Raw genomic sequence first — 16,845 nt, 5'->3', positions numbered from 1 at the left:
GTTAATCCAACGTCGATTGATTGTACAGTAGTTCGAAGGTGTTTTGATCGCGTTGTGTCCGGCGATTCGCCGTCAGCGAGCGACATCGAGTGCGGCAGCGACGATGCTGTCGGTGTCGATGCCGTGGTGGCGATACACCTCATCGAGGGAACCGACCTGACCAAACTGGCTGACACCCAACGCCGTAGCACGCACCTGGTTAATCGACGCGAGGAACGCCAGCGTGTGCGGGTGACCGTCGAGGACGGTTACCAACGGCGTGGCGCGGTGTGCGGGAAACGTCTGGTCGAGGATCCAGGTTTCCCCCGGCGCGCGGCCCTGTCGGGCTTGCAGTGCTTTGAACAGTAGCCCCGCACTGGTGACGCAGACGACGTCTGCGCCCACGCCCATTCGTTCGAGGCGTTGCGCCGCGGCGATCGCCTCGGTCATCATCGCGCCCATGGCCGCGATCGTGACTATCGGGCTCTCCCGGCGAACAAGCGGGTATCCGCCCGCCACCACCTGTCGGCGCCGTCGCTCGCGCGCGGCCGGATCGGCGGGAACAGCGGCTAACGTCTGGTCCACTGGCCGGGTGGACAACCGCAGGTACGCGGAGGTTCCGTCCGGTCGACCGAGCCGGGCAAGGCTGGCCAGCAGAGTCCACTCGACATCGATCGTGAACGCGGGTTCGTAGCTGATGCACCCGGGCTGCTCGACGCCGACCGATGGCGTCGTGATCGATTGGTGGGCACCGCCTTCGGCGGCCAGGGTGACACCGGATGGAGTGCCGACGAGGATCGACTGGCCGCCCGCATAGATGCCGTAGGACCACGGCTCGAGCGCACGCTCGACGAAGGGGTCGTAGAGGACCCCGATGGGGAAAAGCGGTTGGCCCCAACGGCTCCACGTGGCGCCCAGTTCGCCGATCAGACCGACGAGATTGGTTTCGGCGATCCCCAATTCCATGTGTTGACCGGTCGGTTTCTCGCGCCAGTGGATCAGCGTTTCACGGTCGTCGGCAAACCAGTTGCGCCGCTCCGCCGCCGACCACACACCGACCTTGTTCACCCAACCACCAAGGTTGGTGGTTGAGCTCACGTCGGGGCTGACGGTGACGATCCTCTTTGCGGCCTCGGGAGCTTCGCGGGTCAGATCCATCAGCGTGCGACCGAGGCTCGCCTGGGTTGTCGCAACCCCCCTCGGTGTGCGACCCATGTCGTTGGGCACTGCCGGTGGCGCCGCTGCGCAAACCGGAGGCCGCCGAAGGCGCTCCGCGGTTGCGGCGCACGCGCGTCCCGCCGCGCTATCCACCGCGAAGCGCTCCCATGGAAAGGCGGCATCCGTTCCCATCGACGCCGCGAGCGCCTCGAACTCTTTCACGGTGAGAACGGAGGAATGATTCTGTGGGTGTCCTTCTATTGGAAGGCCATAACCCTTGATGGTGTAGGCGACGATCACGGTGGGGCGGGTGTCGTCGATAGCGCGGTAAGCCGCCCGCAGGGCGGCCAGGTCGTGGCCGCCCAGATTGCGGATCGCCGCCACCAGCGTCGCGTCATCGAGTTCACCGACCAGGCGATTGATTTCATCGCTGCCCGTGCCAGTGCCGGGTAATCGACCGCGAACCTCGTGGGCACTGCACCGCAATAACCTCTGGTACTCGGGATTGGACATTTCCAAAATTCGGGTCCGCAACTGTGGCCCGCCCGCCCGCGTGAAGAGCTCTTCGAGGAGACGACCGAATTTCACCGTGATCACTTGCCAACCCGCGGCGTCGAACATCTTCTCCAGCCGGCGTGCCGCAATGTTGGGTATGACGCGATCCAGGGATTGCCGGTTGAGATCGACGATCCACACGACCTCGCCCAGATCGCAGATTCCGGGGTCGAGGATCGCCTCCCATACCGCACCCTCGTCGAGTTCGGCGTCGCCAACGAGCGAATACTGCCGCCCGGTCCCTGTCGCGCCGCCGAATGATTGCACATACCTACGGGCCACAGCACCCCAAATCGGCGCGGTAGCTCCGATCCCGACAGAGCCGGTTGAATAGTCCACCGGGTCGGGGTCCTTGAGCCGACTCGGATACGACTGCAGACCGCCGAACTGCCGCAACATGGACATGTATGACTCGTCGAGCCCGCCGAGCAGATAGTTGATGCTGTGCAGCACCGGAGATGCATGTGGTTTCACCGACACTCGATCACCCGGCTGCAAGTGCTCGAACCAGAGTGAGGTCATGATCGATACCATCGATGCGCTGGATGCCTGGTGACCCCCGACCTTGAGCCCGGAGGGATTAGGGCGCACCCGGTTGGCGTGGTGGATCATTGCTGTGGAAAGCCAGAGCACGCGCTGCTGGATCAGCTGCATCGTGTTCAGGTCGATTGCCGAACCGGTCGAGAAGCCTTGACGGGCCGAGTGATGGCCCCGGGCCGTTGTGACCGTCACGCAAGTCTCCTCACTCCGCGCCTGCCGTGGAATGTGCGGCCCCTGAAGCCTCTCCGCCAGTGCGAGGCATGGGTAGCGCAGCATACCAAACAACGTATGGTTAATGTCGCATTCTGGCTCGCCGTCACAGCTTGTTCAATCGCCGGGCCCGGCGGAGAAGGTGCCCACGACGGAGCGCAACGTCATTTCGAAGTGGGCCGCATCCATCCAAGAGCCTTGACCATGGGCGTCCGCGGAGCTTAACCTAACGGCGACAGATATAGGGAGTTCACGACCGTCGTCCGTATTGATCATCCGGCGCCGGGGTGGCCAGGAGCTGGCGAGTCGCCTGGAGTGAGAGAGGGAAACGTACTTCTCCGACGCGGGCATGGCCGTATCCTTTGCCCGAAGCGCAACGCGCCCTTCATGCAGCGATGAACGACGAACACACAGAGGGAGACTCGACGTGGGACAGATCGATCAGTCGGTCCAAGCGCAGAAGGCGCGCTGTCCAGTCGTCCATTGGGAATTCGGCGAGGGCCCCTTGCCGGCCCCGGCGGCGCATGACCGGATGAAGCGGTTCGGTCCCGACCAGCGGATCGTTCGGGTGGACGAGGCCCAGGGTTACTACCTGGTCACCGACCAAGAGCTCACCGCCGAGGTGTTACGTGATCCGTCCCGCTTCTCCAATAGTGCGGTGATTCCGATTGAGCCGGACCCGCCCTACGCGTGGATCCCGTTGATGGTCGACCCGCCGCAGCACACCGCGTGGCGGCGCCTGCTCGCGCCGTATTTTACACCGAAACAAGCCGAGGGGATGAGCGACGCCATACGCCGGCGCTGCGCCGACATCATCGATGGCTTCATCGAGGAGGGAGAGGCCGAGTTCGTCGACGACTTCGCCCGGCGGTTCCCGACGAGCGTCTTTCTCGAACTGTTCGGTCTTCCGCACGAGGATCTGGACCAGTTCCTCGAGTGGGAGTTCTTGATCATGCACCCCGACAACGAGGTCGATCCGGACCGCGCGAAGTTCCTTGCAGCGCTTAATGACGTCACGGGCTACTTCTCGGAGCTGATCGGTAAGCGTCGGGCGGAGCAAGACACTACCCGCGACGACCTGCTCTCGATCGCGCTCGGCTGGGAGATCGACGGCAAACCGATCCCCGATCAGGACCTGCTCTCGCTGTGCCTCTTCATGTTCATCGCCGGGCTCGACACCGTTACGTCCCAGCTCGGCTACACCTTCTTTCACCTGGCGAGCAATCCGGCTGACCGAGAGCGGATCGTGGCCGAACCGCAGATCCACGCCCGCGCGGTCGAGGAGTTCTTGCGCTATTACACGATCATCGCAACGGCGCGCAAGGCCGTAGTCGACACGGAACTGGGCGGTTGCCCGATCAGGGCCGGTGAGATGGTGAGTCTGCCGCTGGCGGGCGCTAATCGCGACCAGCAAGCCTTCCCGCATGCCGACACCTTCGATCTCGACCGGGAGGTCAACCGCCACTTGGCTTTTGGCGTTGGACCGCACCGCTGCCTCGGGTCCCACCTCGCCCGTGTCGAGCTACGGATCGCGCTGGAAGAGTGGCACAAGCGGATTCCCGAATACTCCATAGCCCCGGGTACGCAGGTGCTGGAGCGAACCGCCGGAACGTGGGGGATCGATAGCCTGCCGTTGCGCTGGACGGTCTGACCGGGCTCGGCCGGACCCCCTCGTCACGACCATCGCTCGCGGAAAGCCTGCGCGACCAACTCGACCGTCCACTCGGGTTGGCGGGCGGCGGGCCGGCGAGGCGAGGGAGGATCCAGCACCGACAGCCGCTCACCGCCGGTGAGCACGACCTGGCCGGTGACGCTGGACGCCAGATCGGAGAGCAGGTAGACGACGGCGGGTGCGTTGCTTTCGGGAGACTTGTCGCCGGCGGGTGTGTCGGGGAAGTGCTGCGCGACCTCTGCGGCGAGTGGTGTTGCCGCATCGGGGGATACGGCGTTGACGCGGACTCCCGACCCCTTGGTGGCGGCCGCCCAGGAATAGGTGAGCGAGGTTATCCCGCCCTTGCTTGCGGCATACGCGGCAACGGTTGGGAGGCCCAACTGAGCGCCCGATGTGACGTTGACGATCGACCCCCTGCCCTGCAGGAGCATCGCCCGTAGGGCATGCACGCCGCAAAAGGCGGTGCCGAGGAGGTTGACCTCGATCACGTGGCGTAGATCGGCCTCGGTCGCCTCTTCCGGTCTGCCGACGGCGATCACGCCGGCGTTACTGACCAAGCCATCGATCGACCCGTAGCGGGCGATGCATGTGCCGATCAACCGCTCGGCGCCATGCCAGGATGAGACATCGGAACTATCGGCGATCGCCTCGGTCACCTCGCCGAGCTCGACGGCTATCTGACGGGCCGCGGCCGCGTTGATGTCGTTGACCACCAGGCGTGCGCCTTCGGCGGCGGCCAGGCGAGCGAATGCGGCGCCCAACCCCCTTCCGGCACCGGTGATCACCACCGAGTGTCCGGCCAATACCCGGCTACGGGTCTGGTCGGTCATCGCGGCGGGGCCATCTCACCCGTGATGACGCGGGTCGGTTGGTCGAATATCAAATTCGCTCTCGTTCGACGGTGGACGAATTCCGCACCCACCAACACCGTATGTACGTGCAGGGTGTCCATAACCTCGGTGAAGCGAACGACTTTGTGATCCCGAATCCGGAACGACCATATGTAGTGGTTGTTGTACAAACCACCGTTACGCAGCGGGATCCTCGACTCGGCTTCGATCACAACCCGCTCCGCCTCGGCGGTGACGGCACCGATGGCCATCGTGAACTCACCGGGTGCGAATTGCTCACGTCGTAGGCTGTCCATGAAAGAGACGAACTCGCCGATGTTGCGTGTCCCGCTCGCACGCATGTCGCCCGAGAGCGTTGCCACGAAATCGGGATGAGTCAGTTTGCGGAACGCCGAGCCGTCGCCTTGGAGCAGCGCTCGCGTCCATTCCAACGCGATGTCCTTGTTCAGTTCAATGTCGCTGGCCGCCAAGGTCATTGTCCCCGCCGCCCTTCGCGGCACCGGTATGCCGGGGAGGCGCCCGCACTGCGGTGGGCGTCACCGGGCACGCCGGGTGCACACCCGGCGGTCGCGGTCCGGTCGGTCGGTGGGTGCGAGGTCATGCGCGCCGGGCCGATCGAGCCACCGACAGGCCCAACTGTTCGAAGTCCACCATGTGCGGCTGGACCCCCTCGGCCCGCAGCACGTGCTTTTGCACGCGGTCGGTCGGTGTGAGTGGAAGCGACTCCCGGACGTCGAGATATCGCGGAATGGCGAAATACGGGAGGGTCTGGGCGAAGAACTCGTAGAGCTCGCCGGGAACGATCGTCGACCCCGGCGTCGGTACGACGCTGACCTTGATCTCGTCGTCTCCCACCACGGCGTGCACCGCCGTGACGGCGACGCGCTGAACGTCTGGGTGCTGTGCGATCGCCGTCTCGAGTTCGAACGAGGAGACGTTCTCACCGCGCCGACGAACAGCGTCCTTCTTGCGGTCTGCAAAGACAATGTTGCCGTTGGCGTCTGCCGTCACGTAGTCGCCGGTGTGGTGCCACAGGTTGCGCCAGGCCGCGACGGTGGCCTGCGGATTGCGCCAATAACCGGAGAAGGTGGTCAATGGAGCGCGGGGCCGGATGAGTAGTTCGCCCACCTCGCCCGGCCCGACAGGTTGGTCGTCGTCGTCGGCGACGCGTATCTCGAAGTTCGCACACGGCGTGCCCATCGTCCCGCGCGCCGCACGGTCCTCCGGCCTGGCCAGGGTCACCGCGGCCACCTCCGTCTGTCCGTAGCCGCCGCCGACCACCGGGGAGCCGAAGCGGGTCTCCCAGCGCTCTAGCAGGGCGCGGTCCGCACTGTGCCAAATCGCCAGGCGCAGTGGCCACGCCGTGTCCGATCTGTCTGGGGGCTGGGCCAACATCACTGCCGCCATGGGCCCCACTCCCCAGGTGATGGTCGCCTCTGCGGCGGCCGCCTGGTCAAGAAATCGACTGGCAGAAAACTGTCTTTCGAAGCACGCCGAGACGCCCTCGACGGTAAGTGCCTTCATCAGGACCACCTGCGCGGCGGAGTGGAATAGGGGCAACGCGGTGAAGATCCGGTCACCCGGCGCAACCCAGTTGTGAAGTAAGAACGGTTCGGGCAGTTGCAGGTAATAGCCGTTGCTGAGCATGCAGCCCTTGGACGGGCCCGTCGTGCCCGAGGTGTAGACGATGCCGAAGATGTCGGTCGGCTTCGAGTGGGCCCGTAGCTCGCTCACAGGCGGCACCATGAGGGCCGCGAAGTCGGCGACCTCGACCGTCGCCGGCAAACCGAGGCCGGTGTTATCCGCCTTGTCGATGAGCACGACGTGCGCTATATCCGTACCGGCAAGCAACGGCGCGCCGGTCGCCGCGCCGGCGCGGTCGGCGACCAGGACGGTGGCGCCGCTGTCGACGAGTTGGTGCCGGAGGAAGTCGCCCTTGAGGTAGATGTTCAGCGAGACGTTGACCGCCCCAAGGTATGCGCACGCCATGAAGGAGACGATCAGCTCCTCGCAGTTAGGCGCAATGTGGGCGACGGTGTCGCCCGGTTTCACCCCGCGTTGGGCGAGTCCAGCGGCGAAACTGCGTGCGTCATAGTCGATCTCGGCAAATGTCCGCCAGCGTTCGCCCGCTTTGATGAACGGCCGCTGTGGTGTTGCGGTAGCGCGCCAGTCCAATGCCGCGTAGATGGATTCCATGCCGAAGGCATGGCCCCCATGGGGGAGATCGGATGGTGGGCGCCGACTCATTGGCAGTGCCTCCTCAATGCACGTAAGGGACCGGACGTAATCCCATACGCTATATGAATCAAACAATGATTGGTATATGCTCTGGCATCGATCCCGACGGGAAGGGCGGAGCGTGGTAGACGAGCACCCAGATGCCGACCGAAGGCCGTTGCGCGGCTTGAAGATAGTTGAGTTCAGCTCAATCGCTCCCGCGCCCTTCGCCGCCATGATCCTGGGGGACTTCGGCGCCGACGTCGTACTCATCGAGCGTCCGGGCGGTACGCGGGCGGGCATACAGGTCGACGGGCCGCCCATTCTCTCGCGGGGCAAGCGCTCGATCATATTGGACCTCTCCGTCCCCGACGACGTGGAGGTCGCCACCCGAATCGCGGAACACGCCGACGTGCTGGTGGAGGGCTTCCGGCCGGGGGTCATGGAGCGGCTCGGACTCGGTCCCGAGGTGCTGTGTGAGCTGAACCCGCGGCTCATCTACACCCGGGTCAGCGGCTGGGGACAGTCCGGTCCTTACGCGCACAACGTCGGGCACGACATCAACTACATCGCGCTCGCCGGCCCGCTCGGGCAGATCGGCGCCGAGGCTCCGGTCCCTCCGGGCGCATTTGTGGGCGACCTGGCCGGTGGTTCACTGACCGCTGTCATCGGCGTGCTGCTCGCATTGCAGGCGCGGCACAAGACGGGGCGCGGCCAGGTGGTCGACGCCGCGATCATGGACGGGGCGGCGCAGTTGATGGCGCCGATGCTCGAGCTCCATGCCTGCGGTGTCATCGGGCCCCGCGGCACGAACGTCGTGGACGGCATGGCCCCCTACTACGGCTGCTACCGCTGCGCGGACGGCGGCTGGTACTCGGTGGGCGCGGTCGAAGCCAAGTTCTATGCCAACCTGTTGCGGGTCCTCGGGCTTGACGACGAAGACGTCGCCGACCAGAACCGACAGGAGCGTTGGCCGGTGTTGCGCGCGCGCATCGCCGAGATCTTCCTCACCCGGACAAGGGACGAGTGGAGCAAGGCGCTCGAGGACGAGGAGATCTGCGGTGCCCCCGTCCTCGACATCGAGGAGCTGCCCCTGCACCCACATCTGAAGGAACGCGGCTTGTTTGCCCGCACAGCGCGGGGGATCGAGGGACGACCGTCTCCGCTGTTGTCGGACACGCCCGGGTGGCCCGGACCCGCGCTCGAGGAGTCGGGCCAGCACTCCGCCGAGATCAGGGCGCAGCTGTTCCTGGCGGGCGGCGAGTTCCCGGCTCGCCCGTGAATCATCACGGCGGCGCCCCGGCCTTCCGGAACGCTGTGGGACGGCCCCCGACGTGCTTGCCGAACAAGTCGTAGAAGGCGCCCAGGTCACGGTATCCAACGGCGCCGGCGATCTCGGCCACCGTCATGCGCGTGCTCCGGAGCAGGTCTTTGGCGACTTCGACACGAACCCGGGCGAGATACTCACTCGGCGGCATCCCGACCGCCGCCCGGAACCGTCGGATCAGTGTCCTGGTACTCATCGCGAACATCGCCGCGATCTCGGCAACGGTCACCGAGCTGCCGTAGTTCTCTTCGATCCAGAGCTGGATGTCAAGCACCTGGGTGTCGGCGTGATACTTCATTCCGTCGAACGCGGTCGTGACCGCCCGATAACTGCGCGCGGAGTCGACGAGCGCCCATGCCCCCACCGAAGTGGCAACGGCACGGCCATACAACTTGCCGACCAGGGTGACCAAAAGATCGGCAGCCGAGTTGAGGCCGACGCAACAGTAGACCCCGCCGGCATCGGTGATGAGCCGCTCGGGCCGCAGATCGACCTCGGGGTGTCGTCGCCGGAACTCGGCGGCCAATGGCCGGTACGTGGTCGCCAGCCTGCCGGTGAGCAGGCCCGCCTCGGCAAGCAGGTATGTTCCCGGCCCGTGCCCGGCGATGAGGGCGCCGCCGCGGTGCTGCTCGGCCAGCCAGGGTGCGACCTCGGCGTTCTGCTCGGCGCCGACCGCCAGCGGCGTGGCATAACTGGCCACCCAGACGAGGGTGCAGGAACGGATCTCCGCGATCGCCGCGTCACACGGGATCGTCAGGCCGCCGCGGCATGTCACGGGTGCGCCGTCCAGTGACGCCAGCAAGACGCGATCCGGCTCGCCGCCGGCAATCCGTGCAGCGCCGGCGCTTGCCGGGGCCAGAATGTCGTTCGCCAACGCAACACTGCTGGCGATCGCCGCCGCCGGCGCGAACACCACGAGGTCGGCCATGGTGCCGGACGCTACGCGAGGCTGCCGATGTGGCGCAATCGGCCAGTACATCGTCGTCCGCGGCCATGGTCTATCAGCGCCGGGTTGCTTAGCGTTGACACCACTCCGAGGGAAAGGATTCCATGGTGGAAACCGTCGCAACGCTGCCCGTGATGCCAGCGGGGCTCGAACCGCTCGCCGGGCAGATCATCGACGTCGACAGCCACGAGATGATGCCGGTCCAGGAGTGGCTCGACTACTTCGGGCCAGACGTGCAGCCCCTCATCGATGCCTGGACCGCGACGGGCGAGGCCGCGGGACCGATGGACAAGAACCATCCGAACGACCCGACCTATGCCGGCGACGTCAAACCGATCGACGACGACATCGTCAACGTCAAGGGCGTGACCGCCCCGGGCGCCGTCCTGACCAGCAGGCGGCTGGACGTGATGGACAAGATGGGCGTCAGCAAGCAGCTGATGTTTCCGGGCAGCGTCGGTCTTTATGGGACGATCCTGCGGGTCGAAGCCCACGACCACTCCCTGTTTCCGACGATCGGCCCGACGACGGAGAGGCGGATCGACGTCGCCAACCGGTGCATCGCGCGGTACCAGGAATGGCTGGAAGGCCTGGCCTCCTTTTCGCCACGCGTGCGTCCGGTGGCGCCCATCGCCGAAGACACCGTCGACGGCATCATCGCGACGGCGCGACGATTGATCGACAGTGGGCTGCGGGCGATCTGGCTGCCTGCCGGTATCCCGCCGGGCGGGGTGTCCCCGGCGCACTCCAGTCTCGATGGGCTGTGGGCGATGTGCGCCGAAGCCGACGTCACCGTCACCCTGCACATCGGCGGCGAGGGCAAGCTGCTCGAAAGCGATGCGTGGGCTCGGGCCGAGCCGTTCGAAGGGTTCCGCTCGCTTGGCGAGTTCAGCGTCGATCCTTATTCCACATCCATGCTGCACATTCCGTTCCAGAACTTCCTGACGGCCATGGTGACCGGCGGAGTGTTTGCCCGGCATCCGCGTTTGCGGTTCGGCGTGATCGAGGTGGGCGGCCATTGGATCGGGCCGCTGATGGAGAACATGGACATGTGGGCCAAGAACATGGGTCACATGTCCGACAACCCGCACAAGCTGACCGAGCTGCCGTCGACGTACGTCAAGAACAATGTGCGGGTGTCCTTCTTCCCGTTCGAGCCGGTCGACGTGTATTTGCAACGCCACGACGTTGCGGACGTGCTGGCCTTTTCGACCGACTACCCGCACGTCGAGGGCGGCCGCAACGCGGTCACGAAGGTGTACGGCAAGGTGGAGCCGTTCGGTCGGGACGTCGTCGAGAAGATCTTCCGCGACAACGGCAAGTGGTTGCTGCCCTGACCTTGCTAACCACTCACCGTTTGATTAGCGTGTCCGGCGGGCGGCGCCCGGCTCGGGGTGTACGTGCGGCCGGCTCGGGCGTTGATGCAAAGCCCGGGGGTCGTTGACTTGGAAGGAAACATGAAAGTTGGTGTCAGCAGCGCCTGCCAGGGCCATGGGCGTTGCTTGATATTCGACCTCGCCGTGCTCGAGGCCGACGATCTCGGTTTCGTCCAGGTGGTCGGAGACGGCACCGTGCCTGACGGCGAACACGAAGCCGTCCGACTGGCGGCGGCGAACTGCCCCGAGCGCGCCATCGCAGTCGAGGAAGCCTGACCGCATCGCATGTACGACAGGCTGTTCGTCCCACTGAGACTCGGTAATGTCCTGTTGGCCAACAGGATTGCGCGCTCCGCACACTTGACCGGGATGCCCTGGCTGGACGTTGACGACAGCATGCTGGCGTATCACGAAGCGCGGGCAAAGGGCGGGGTGGGGATGAGCATCCTCGAGATCAGCGGGGTGCATGAGACGTCCCCGTCGGCCATACCTGCGTACCGGGACGACGTACGGTCGGGGCTGTCCCGGCTGGCGGACATGGCGCACAGTCACGGCATGGTGCTGTTCCAACAGCTCTGGCATGGGGGAAGTTCGGCGCCGAGGACGCTGCGCTACGCGCCGCGGTGGTCGGCTAGCGACGTACCGAATCCCGCCTCCGGGGCCGTCGCCGAGCCGATGACACAGGCGATGATCGACGAGATAGTCGAAGCCTTCGCGATGGCCGCACGACGGTCGATGGACGCGGGCATCGACGGGGTGGAGTTGCACGCTGCGCACGGTTACCTGTTCAGCCAGTTTCTGTCGCCATTGACCAACAACCGGACCGACGGCTATGGCGGCGACCTCGTGAACCGCGCACGTTTCCTGCGGGAGGTGATCGCCGCGGTACGCGCCAGCACGGCGCCCGAGTATCCCATCGCCGTGAAGTTGTCCTCGGCGGACGACACCCACGGTGGCACCGTCGTGACGGAGACGGCGGAGGTGGCGCGACTGCTCGGTCGGACGGTACAGCTCATCGACGTGTCGACCGGCTCTTATTACAACCCCGCGCTGACCTCGGCCACGATGGAGGCCCCGCTCGGCTACGAATTGCCGGTCAGCGACATCGTCACCGCGGCCGCCGAGGTTGACACCATGGTCAACGGCCGGATCATGACGCTCGAGCAGGCCGACGCCATCCTCGCCGAGGGGCGTGCATCGCTGGTGAGTATGGTCCGCGCGCTCATCGCCGACCCCGAGCTCGTGCGCAAGACGATGGTGGGGCGCGAGGCGCAGGTACGGCCCTGCACGTCGTCCAACCAGGGGTGCCTGGGCAACATGGCCCGAGGCCTGCGATGCGTGAACAATCCCGAAGCCGGCCTCGAACTGGATCGTCGTCAGCTGATATCGGGACGGACCCTGTCACCGCGGCGCGTGGTCGTGGTCGGGGGAGGTCCCGCAGGGCTGGAGGCCGCGCGCACGGCCGCCCTTGTGGGGCACGAGGTGACCGTGCTCGAGATGCGTCCCCAGCTCGGTGGCCAACTCGCGATCGCCTCGAGGGCTCCGTATCGCAGCGATCTGACCGCGCTGGTGCGCTGGTACGCCGATGAGTTGGAACGTCTGGGCGCCGCGGTTCGGCTGCGATGCCCGGTGGATCACGAGGACGTCCTCGCGCTGTCGCCCGACGTCGTCATCGTGGCCACCGGGTCGTCGCCACGCGACGACGGGTTTCAAATCGCCCGTCCGGCATCGCCCCTCGCCGGTCATACTCGTTCCCACGTTCACACCTCATGGGAGGTGCTGTCGTCACGCTGGCGTCCTCCCGCCGGTTCGAGTGCCGTCGTCTTCGACGACTTGGCCGAGCATGAAGGCGTCGCGGTCGCGGAACACCTGCTGGCGATGGGCTGCCGAGTCGTTTACGCCACCCGGTTCAGCGCGCTCGGTGAACGCGTCCCGGGGCGCAACCTGACGGCCGGGCTGGCCTACCGACGACTGCGCGTGGCGCTGACCGGCATCCTCACCGATGTCGTTCCGATCGAGATCCGTTCCAAAGCAGTCTCTTTCGAATATCTGCACGGTGGCGCCGGTCCCGAGGTGGACGCCGACATTGTCGTGCTGGTCGGCCGCAACCGGCCAAACCGAGAGCTGTATGCGGCCCTACCGGCGGAAGGCCCGACCCGGATCGCCATCGGGGACGCCAATGGGTCGTTCGGTTGGCAGCGCGCGGTCCAAGAGGGCCGGCGAGCTGGACTCGCAGTCGGCGTGACGGCGACAAGTGCCGCGACAGCGTGATGAGTCGGGCCCAAATCTCTGCCCTCGACATACGTCTTGGAATCGCTGAGCCAAGCTAGACCCTCCGATCACGAAGGACGCCATGTTGTTACCCGACGACTTCCAACAGCTGATCTACGCGGTCGAGGACGGGGTGGCGCGAGTCACCCTCAACCGTCCCGAGGCGAGGAACGCGTTCACCCCGCGAATGTACGAGGAACTTCGCTGGGCCGTCCGTAATGCGAACGTGGACGACTCGGTGGACATCATCGTGATCACGGGGGCCGGCAGCGCCTTCTCGGCGGGGGGTGACCTCAAGGAGTCGTACCGGCGAATCAGCGAAGGCGGTGTGCTGGCCATGCACCAGTTCTTCGACAATCTCCCGTATTACGACATCAGGGACACCGACAAGACCGTCATCGCCGCGATCAATGGCGCCTGCTATGCGGGGGGTCTGGTGACGGCGCTGTGGTGCGATCTCACGGTAGCGTCGGACAACGCGAGATTCGCTCTGACCGAGGCAAAGATGGGCACCGCCGACGGGTTCACGCCGTGCCTGTTGTTCGGTCGCACGCCACTGCCGAAAGTCAAGCAGATGCTGTTCACCGGCAAATCGATCAGCGCCGTGGAGGCCGAACGCTACGGGATCATCGGCGAGGTGGTGCCAGAGGGGCAACTCGCCGGCCGGGTGGAGGAGCTCATCGCGGAGGTGCGGGCGACGAGCCCGTTGGGCCGGGCCATGTACAAGCGCATGCTGAACGGATTGATACCACGGCCGCTCAATCATGGTGGGGAGGAGACGTTTGCGAGCATGGCTGCGGCGATTCAGGCCAGCGGCTTCGCCGGGAACGCACGGGGTCACTGATCGACACCCGTCGGCGCAGTGCGTGACACCAGCGCCTCAAGCCTCTCGCCGCAGGTCCAACGCGCCTCACGACAGTGACCGCTGTCGTATCAGTCGTCAAACAGAGCGGGTGGTGATGGTCAAGACTTGGTCGGCGGATAATCCGAAGGCGGTGCTGATGCCCCGCAAGCGCGCCGCGATCGTCAACGCCGCCCCCTCTCTCTTCCCAACTATCGCCGCTGCCCCCGCTAATCGCATTATTGCCCAACCCCGTTCGACTCGCACCGCTCTGAAACCGCACTGAATCGCCGCGATACGGGCGGAGTGGCTAGTGACGTGGATCGCGCACAAGTCGGATAATTGGAATGCTGCGCCGCGCCTTCCTCTTATAGTCGGCAAACGGAGGCTGGAGGGCGATCGCAATAGCAAATAGTCGTTCGCGTTCGGAGTGGTCTTCGACGGGAACCGCCGTGGCCCGGTAACGTCCAGATCCGACCTCGGCGATGACTTTCGGGTTGGCGAGCATGTTGTAGTACCAGGCGGGTGTCATCGGTGATCCTGCTGCGGAGGCGATGACGAAGACATCATCCCCATCGCGGAAGTAGGCCAACGGCAAAGTTCTTGGCGTGCCAGTTCTGGCCCCGGCGACGGTGACGAGCATGAGGTCCACCCTCGCCAGATGACCGCCGACCCTGCCGCCATTGGCTCGAAATTCTTCGATGACCGCCGCGTTGTGTTCCCACATCGTCGCCCGCCTCACTTCTCATCGGTACAGCGGCAGTTGTTGTCCAGTCCGGGTCGCTCTGTAAAGCAATGGAGCTCGCGGGGATCCGGTACCCCTCATTCGTACCTGACCCCATGCGGGGCGCCCACCCCCGCGCGTTCACTGGTAGTCGTTGGGCCACCCTAAAGGTGAACCCTGCGGGTTAGTTTTCTCGTTGCATGGGTGTGACGGAGACGCTCTGTCGACGATTTCAGCAAGGAGACACCGGTGTGCGATGGCGAGGGGCATTTCGTCCTGCGAGAAACGCAGATGGTGCACGCCATGCTGCGGCGTGAGTTCGCACCGGCCCCCGCGGCCATCCGCGCCGTTGGCAGTGGCTCCGACGACCGCGCGAGCGTCGTTGCCCGCTTGGATCTGATCACGGCGATCCGGAGATCGGCTACCAGGCGGCACACATCTTCGCTGAGCACTCAAGCCGGGTCCACGGCACGCCTACCCCCGCCCTCTGACGAGGGTTTGTGACGATGACCGACTACGGCCACCCGCTCGTGTTCGGGACGCTGCTGGAACCGCCCCCCGGTCGACCGCTCGAAGTGACGCGATTGGCCGAGGTCACTGAGCGCGCGGAATTGGATCTGGTGAGTTTGTCCGATCACCCTTACTGGCCCGACCGACTGGACACCTTCGCGCTGCTCGCGGCCATCTGCGCGGTCACCGACCGGGTGCGGGTGCTGTCCAATCTGGCGAACCTGCCGTTGCGCCCGCCCGTCATGCTCGCCCGCAACGCGACGACGCTGGATCTACTCAGCGGCGGGCGCTTTGAGCTCGGCATCGGCGCCGGCGCCCAACAGATGTGGGATGCGATCGTCGCGGAGGGTGGTCCGCGCCGCGGCCCCGGCGAATCGGTCGATGCCCTCGACGAGGCCATCCAGATCATCCGCGCTCTCTGGACGCAGAATGAGCCGGTCCACTTCCGCGGCAACCATTACCACGTCGACGGCGCCACGCCGGGACCGCGACCGTCACATGACATCAATGTGTGGCTGGGCGCCTACCAACCGCGGCTGCTGAGAATGGTCGGCCGTCGGGGTGACGTCTGGATCTCCAGCTCACCGTTCCTGGGACCGGATCAGCTCTCCGCGGCTAACAAGATCATCGATAACGCGGCGGTGGCCGCGCGGCGCGAACCGGCGACCGTGCGCCGCGCCTACAACATCGCCGGGGAATTCACCGCCGCCCAAGGCGGCTTCCTGCACGGCCCGCCGGCCAAGTGGGCCGAGCAGCTGACCGACGTCGCCCTGGCCGAGGGCGTCAGCGTCTTCATCCTCTTCCGTGTGGAATCTGCCGACGTCATCGAAAGATTCGCCGCCGAAGTGGTCCCTGAGGTACGGGAGCAGGTCGGCGCGGAACGCTCGGATTAACTTAAGCGGCAGCACACCAGAGTTGACATAGGGAAGCCTTGTGCCGACCACCTTCGTCCTCGTTCACGCGGCCTGCCACGGCGGCTGGTCGTGGCGTCCGGTCGCCGAGTGCCTACGCACAGGTGGCCACACCGTCTATGCACCCACACTCCCGGGTTTGAATCCCGAGGACCGGCGCGCCGACATTCACCTGTCGGACGCCGTCGACTACCTCGTCGACTATGTCGAAAGCCATCAGCTGACCGACATCGCCCTTGTCGGACACAGTTGGGGCGGCTTTGTGATCTCCGGGGCCGGCGTTCGGCTCGCCGCTCGCATATCCAGGCTGGTGTATTGGAGCGCTTTTGTCCCGGCGAGCGGCGAATCCATGATTGACCTGTGCCCGCCCGCCTACGGAGAGTTGTTCCGGGCGAGCGCCGCCGCATCCGACGATAACTCCGTCATCTTCCCATTCGAGATCTTCGCGTCGGCGCTCATGCAGGACGCTACTGCGGAAACCCAACGCATCATTTACCCGCTGCTCGAACGCCAGCCGTTGCACACCATGACCGAGTCGCTCGAGCTGGAACAGTTGCAGCAGCTGCAACTTCCGTCGAGCTACGTCATCTCCAAAGATGACATCGCCTTGCCCGCAGGCGAATTCGGGTGGATACCGCGCTTCCCCGACCGTCTGCACGGCGCGCCCGTCATTTACACGCCGGGAAGCCACGAAGCCCAGCTGACGCAAGCCCCTGCACTCGCCGGTGCACTCACTCGGGCAGCCACGCTATGAATG

The 16,845-nt window shown here is 65.5% G+C and carries 14 protein-coding genes; 8 read left to right on the top strand and 6 right to left on the bottom strand.

The window, feature by feature from the left end:
* Positions 1-72: 72 nt before the first annotated feature.
* Positions 73-2,508 carry a thiamine pyrophosphate-binding protein gene (locus G6N56_RS08465; protein WP_085254932.1) on the bottom strand — a complete coding sequence of 812 codons (2,436 nt, stop codon included), beginning with the start codon at positions 2,506-2,508 and terminating at the stop codon, positions 73-75.
* 361 nt (positions 2,509-2,869) lie between these two features.
* Between G6N56_RS08465 and G6N56_RS08460 the strand changes: the two genes are divergently transcribed.
* On the top strand, positions 2,870-4,093 hold the full coding sequence (locus G6N56_RS08460) for a cytochrome P450 (RefSeq protein ID WP_158090701.1): 1,224 nt from the start codon (positions 2,870-2,872) through the stop codon (positions 4,091-4,093).
* A gap of 23 nt (positions 4,094-4,116) precedes the next feature.
* On the opposite strand, the gene G6N56_RS08455 is transcribed toward G6N56_RS08460, so the two are convergent.
* The 3 genes from G6N56_RS08455 to G6N56_RS08445 form a co-directional block, all read right to left on the bottom strand.
* The gene (locus tag G6N56_RS08455; protein WP_085254933.1) at positions 4,117-4,944 is read right to left on the bottom strand and encodes an SDR family NAD(P)-dependent oxidoreductase; all 828 of its coding nucleotides are present in this window, start codon (positions 4,942-4,944) and stop codon (positions 4,117-4,119) included.
* Positions 4,941-5,441 (bottom strand): nuclear transport factor 2 family protein, encoded by a 501-nt coding sequence (locus G6N56_RS08450; RefSeq protein WP_085254934.1) that lies wholly within the window; start codon positions 5,439-5,441, stop codon positions 4,941-4,943. Before G6N56_RS08450 ends, G6N56_RS08455 begins: the two co-directional genes overlap by 4 nt.
* A 121-nt stretch (positions 5,442-5,562) precedes the next feature.
* Positions 5,563-7,161, bottom strand: a complete 1,599-nt coding sequence (locus tag G6N56_RS08445) for an AMP-binding protein (RefSeq protein ID WP_158090702.1) — start codon at positions 7,159-7,161, stop codon at positions 5,563-5,565.
* Between the two features lie 208 nt (positions 7,162-7,369).
* Between G6N56_RS08445 and G6N56_RS08440 the strand changes: the two genes are divergently transcribed.
* Positions 7,370-8,464 carry a CaiB/BaiF CoA transferase family protein gene (locus tag G6N56_RS08440; RefSeq protein WP_158090703.1) on the top strand — a complete coding sequence of 365 codons (1,095 nt, stop codon included), beginning with the start codon at positions 7,370-7,372 and terminating at the stop codon, positions 8,462-8,464.
* A 4-nt stretch (positions 8,465-8,468) separates the two neighbouring features.
* On the opposite strand, the gene G6N56_RS08435 is transcribed toward G6N56_RS08440, so the two are convergent.
* Positions 8,469-9,437 carry a GlxA family transcriptional regulator gene (locus G6N56_RS08435; protein WP_158090704.1) on the bottom strand — a complete coding sequence of 323 codons (969 nt, stop codon included), beginning with the start codon at positions 9,435-9,437 and terminating at the stop codon, positions 8,469-8,471.
* 125 nt (positions 9,438-9,562) lie between these two features.
* On the opposite strand from G6N56_RS08435, the gene G6N56_RS08430 reads away from it, so the two are divergent.
* The 4 genes from G6N56_RS08430 (at position 9,563) to G6N56_RS08415 (ending at position 13,946) form a co-directional block, all read left to right on the top strand.
* Entirely contained in the window at positions 9,563-10,792 is a 1,230-nt protein-coding gene (locus G6N56_RS08430; RefSeq protein ID WP_158090705.1) for an amidohydrolase family protein, read from the top strand.
* A 120-nt stretch (positions 10,793-10,912) separates the two neighbouring features.
* A complete protein-coding gene (locus G6N56_RS08425; RefSeq protein ID WP_085254985.1) occupies positions 10,913-11,107 on the top strand; it encodes a ferredoxin in 195 nt (64 codons plus the stop codon).
* Between the two features lie 9 nt (positions 11,108-11,116).
* The gene (locus tag G6N56_RS08420) at positions 11,117-13,102 is read left to right on the top strand and encodes an oxidoreductase (RefSeq protein WP_085254938.1); all 1,986 of its coding nucleotides are present in this window, start codon (positions 11,117-11,119) and stop codon (positions 13,100-13,102) included.
* Between the two features lie 82 nt (positions 13,103-13,184).
* A complete protein-coding gene (locus G6N56_RS08415) occupies positions 13,185-13,946 on the top strand; it encodes an enoyl-CoA hydratase/isomerase family protein (RefSeq protein WP_085254939.1) in 762 nt (253 codons plus the stop codon).
* A gap of 307 nt (positions 13,947-14,253) precedes the next feature.
* Here the strand turns inward: G6N56_RS08415 and G6N56_RS08410 are convergent, their stop codons facing one another.
* Positions 14,254-14,670, bottom strand: coding sequence for a nitroreductase/quinone reductase family protein (locus G6N56_RS08410; RefSeq protein WP_085254940.1), 417 nt, complete (start codon positions 14,668-14,670; stop codon positions 14,254-14,256).
* Between the two features lie 503 nt (positions 14,671-15,173).
* Between G6N56_RS08410 and G6N56_RS08405 the strand changes: the two genes are divergently transcribed.
* Together G6N56_RS08405 and G6N56_RS08400 are read left to right on the top strand one after the other, a co-directional pair.
* A complete protein-coding gene (locus tag G6N56_RS08405; RefSeq protein ID WP_085254942.1) occupies positions 15,174-16,070 on the top strand; it encodes an LLM class flavin-dependent oxidoreductase in 897 nt (298 codons plus the stop codon).
* 40 nt (positions 16,071-16,110) lie between these two features.
* Positions 16,111-16,842, top strand: a complete 732-nt coding sequence (locus G6N56_RS08400) for an alpha/beta fold hydrolase (RefSeq protein WP_085254943.1) — start codon at positions 16,111-16,113, stop codon at positions 16,840-16,842.
* Positions 16,843-16,845: the final 3 nt, after the last annotated feature.

This window comes from Mycobacterium saskatchewanense (genome assembly GCF_010729105.1).
Classification (GTDB): Bacteria; Actinomycetota; Actinomycetes; order Mycobacteriales; family Mycobacteriaceae; genus Mycobacterium; species Mycobacterium saskatchewanense.
Note: the sequence above shows the minus strand (reverse complement) of the source record. Positions and strands in the feature narration are given on the sequence as shown.

What these genes read in the sequence shown, in the direction of transcription:
- G6N56_RS08465 (WP_085254932.1), bottom strand. Translation starts at nt 2,508, where the DNA reads ATGCTGCGCTACCCATGCCTCGCACTGGCGGAGAGGCTTCAGGGGCCG.
- G6N56_RS08455 (WP_085254933.1), bottom strand. Translation starts at nt 4,944, where the DNA reads ATGACCGACCAGACCCGTAGCCGGGTATTGGCCGGACACTCGGTGGTG.
- G6N56_RS08450 (WP_085254934.1), bottom strand. Translation starts at nt 5,441, where the DNA reads ATGACCTTGGCGGCCAGCGACATTGAACTGAACAAGGACATCGCGTTG.
- G6N56_RS08445 (WP_158090702.1), bottom strand. Translation starts at nt 7,161, where the DNA reads ATGGAATCCATCTACGCGGCATTGGACTGGCGCGCTACCGCAACACCA.
- G6N56_RS08435 (WP_158090704.1), bottom strand. Translation starts at nt 9,437, where the DNA reads ATGGCCGACCTCGTGGTGTTCGCGCCGGCGGCGGCGATCGCCAGCAGT.
- G6N56_RS08425 (WP_085254985.1), top strand. Translation starts at nt 10,913, where the DNA reads ATGAAAGTTGGTGTCAGCAGCGCCTGCCAGGGCCATGGGCGTTGCTTG.
- G6N56_RS08420 (WP_085254938.1), top strand. Translation starts at nt 11,117, where the DNA reads ATGTACGACAGGCTGTTCGTCCCACTGAGACTCGGTAATGTCCTGTTG.
- G6N56_RS08415 (WP_085254939.1), top strand. Translation starts at nt 13,185, where the DNA reads ATGTTGTTACCCGACGACTTCCAACAGCTGATCTACGCGGTCGAGGAC.
- G6N56_RS08410 (WP_085254940.1), bottom strand. Translation starts at nt 14,670, where the DNA reads ATGTGGGAACACAACGCGGCGGTCATCGAAGAATTTCGAGCCAATGGC.
- G6N56_RS08405 (WP_085254942.1), top strand. Translation starts at nt 15,174, where the DNA reads ATGACCGACTACGGCCACCCGCTCGTGTTCGGGACGCTGCTGGAACCG.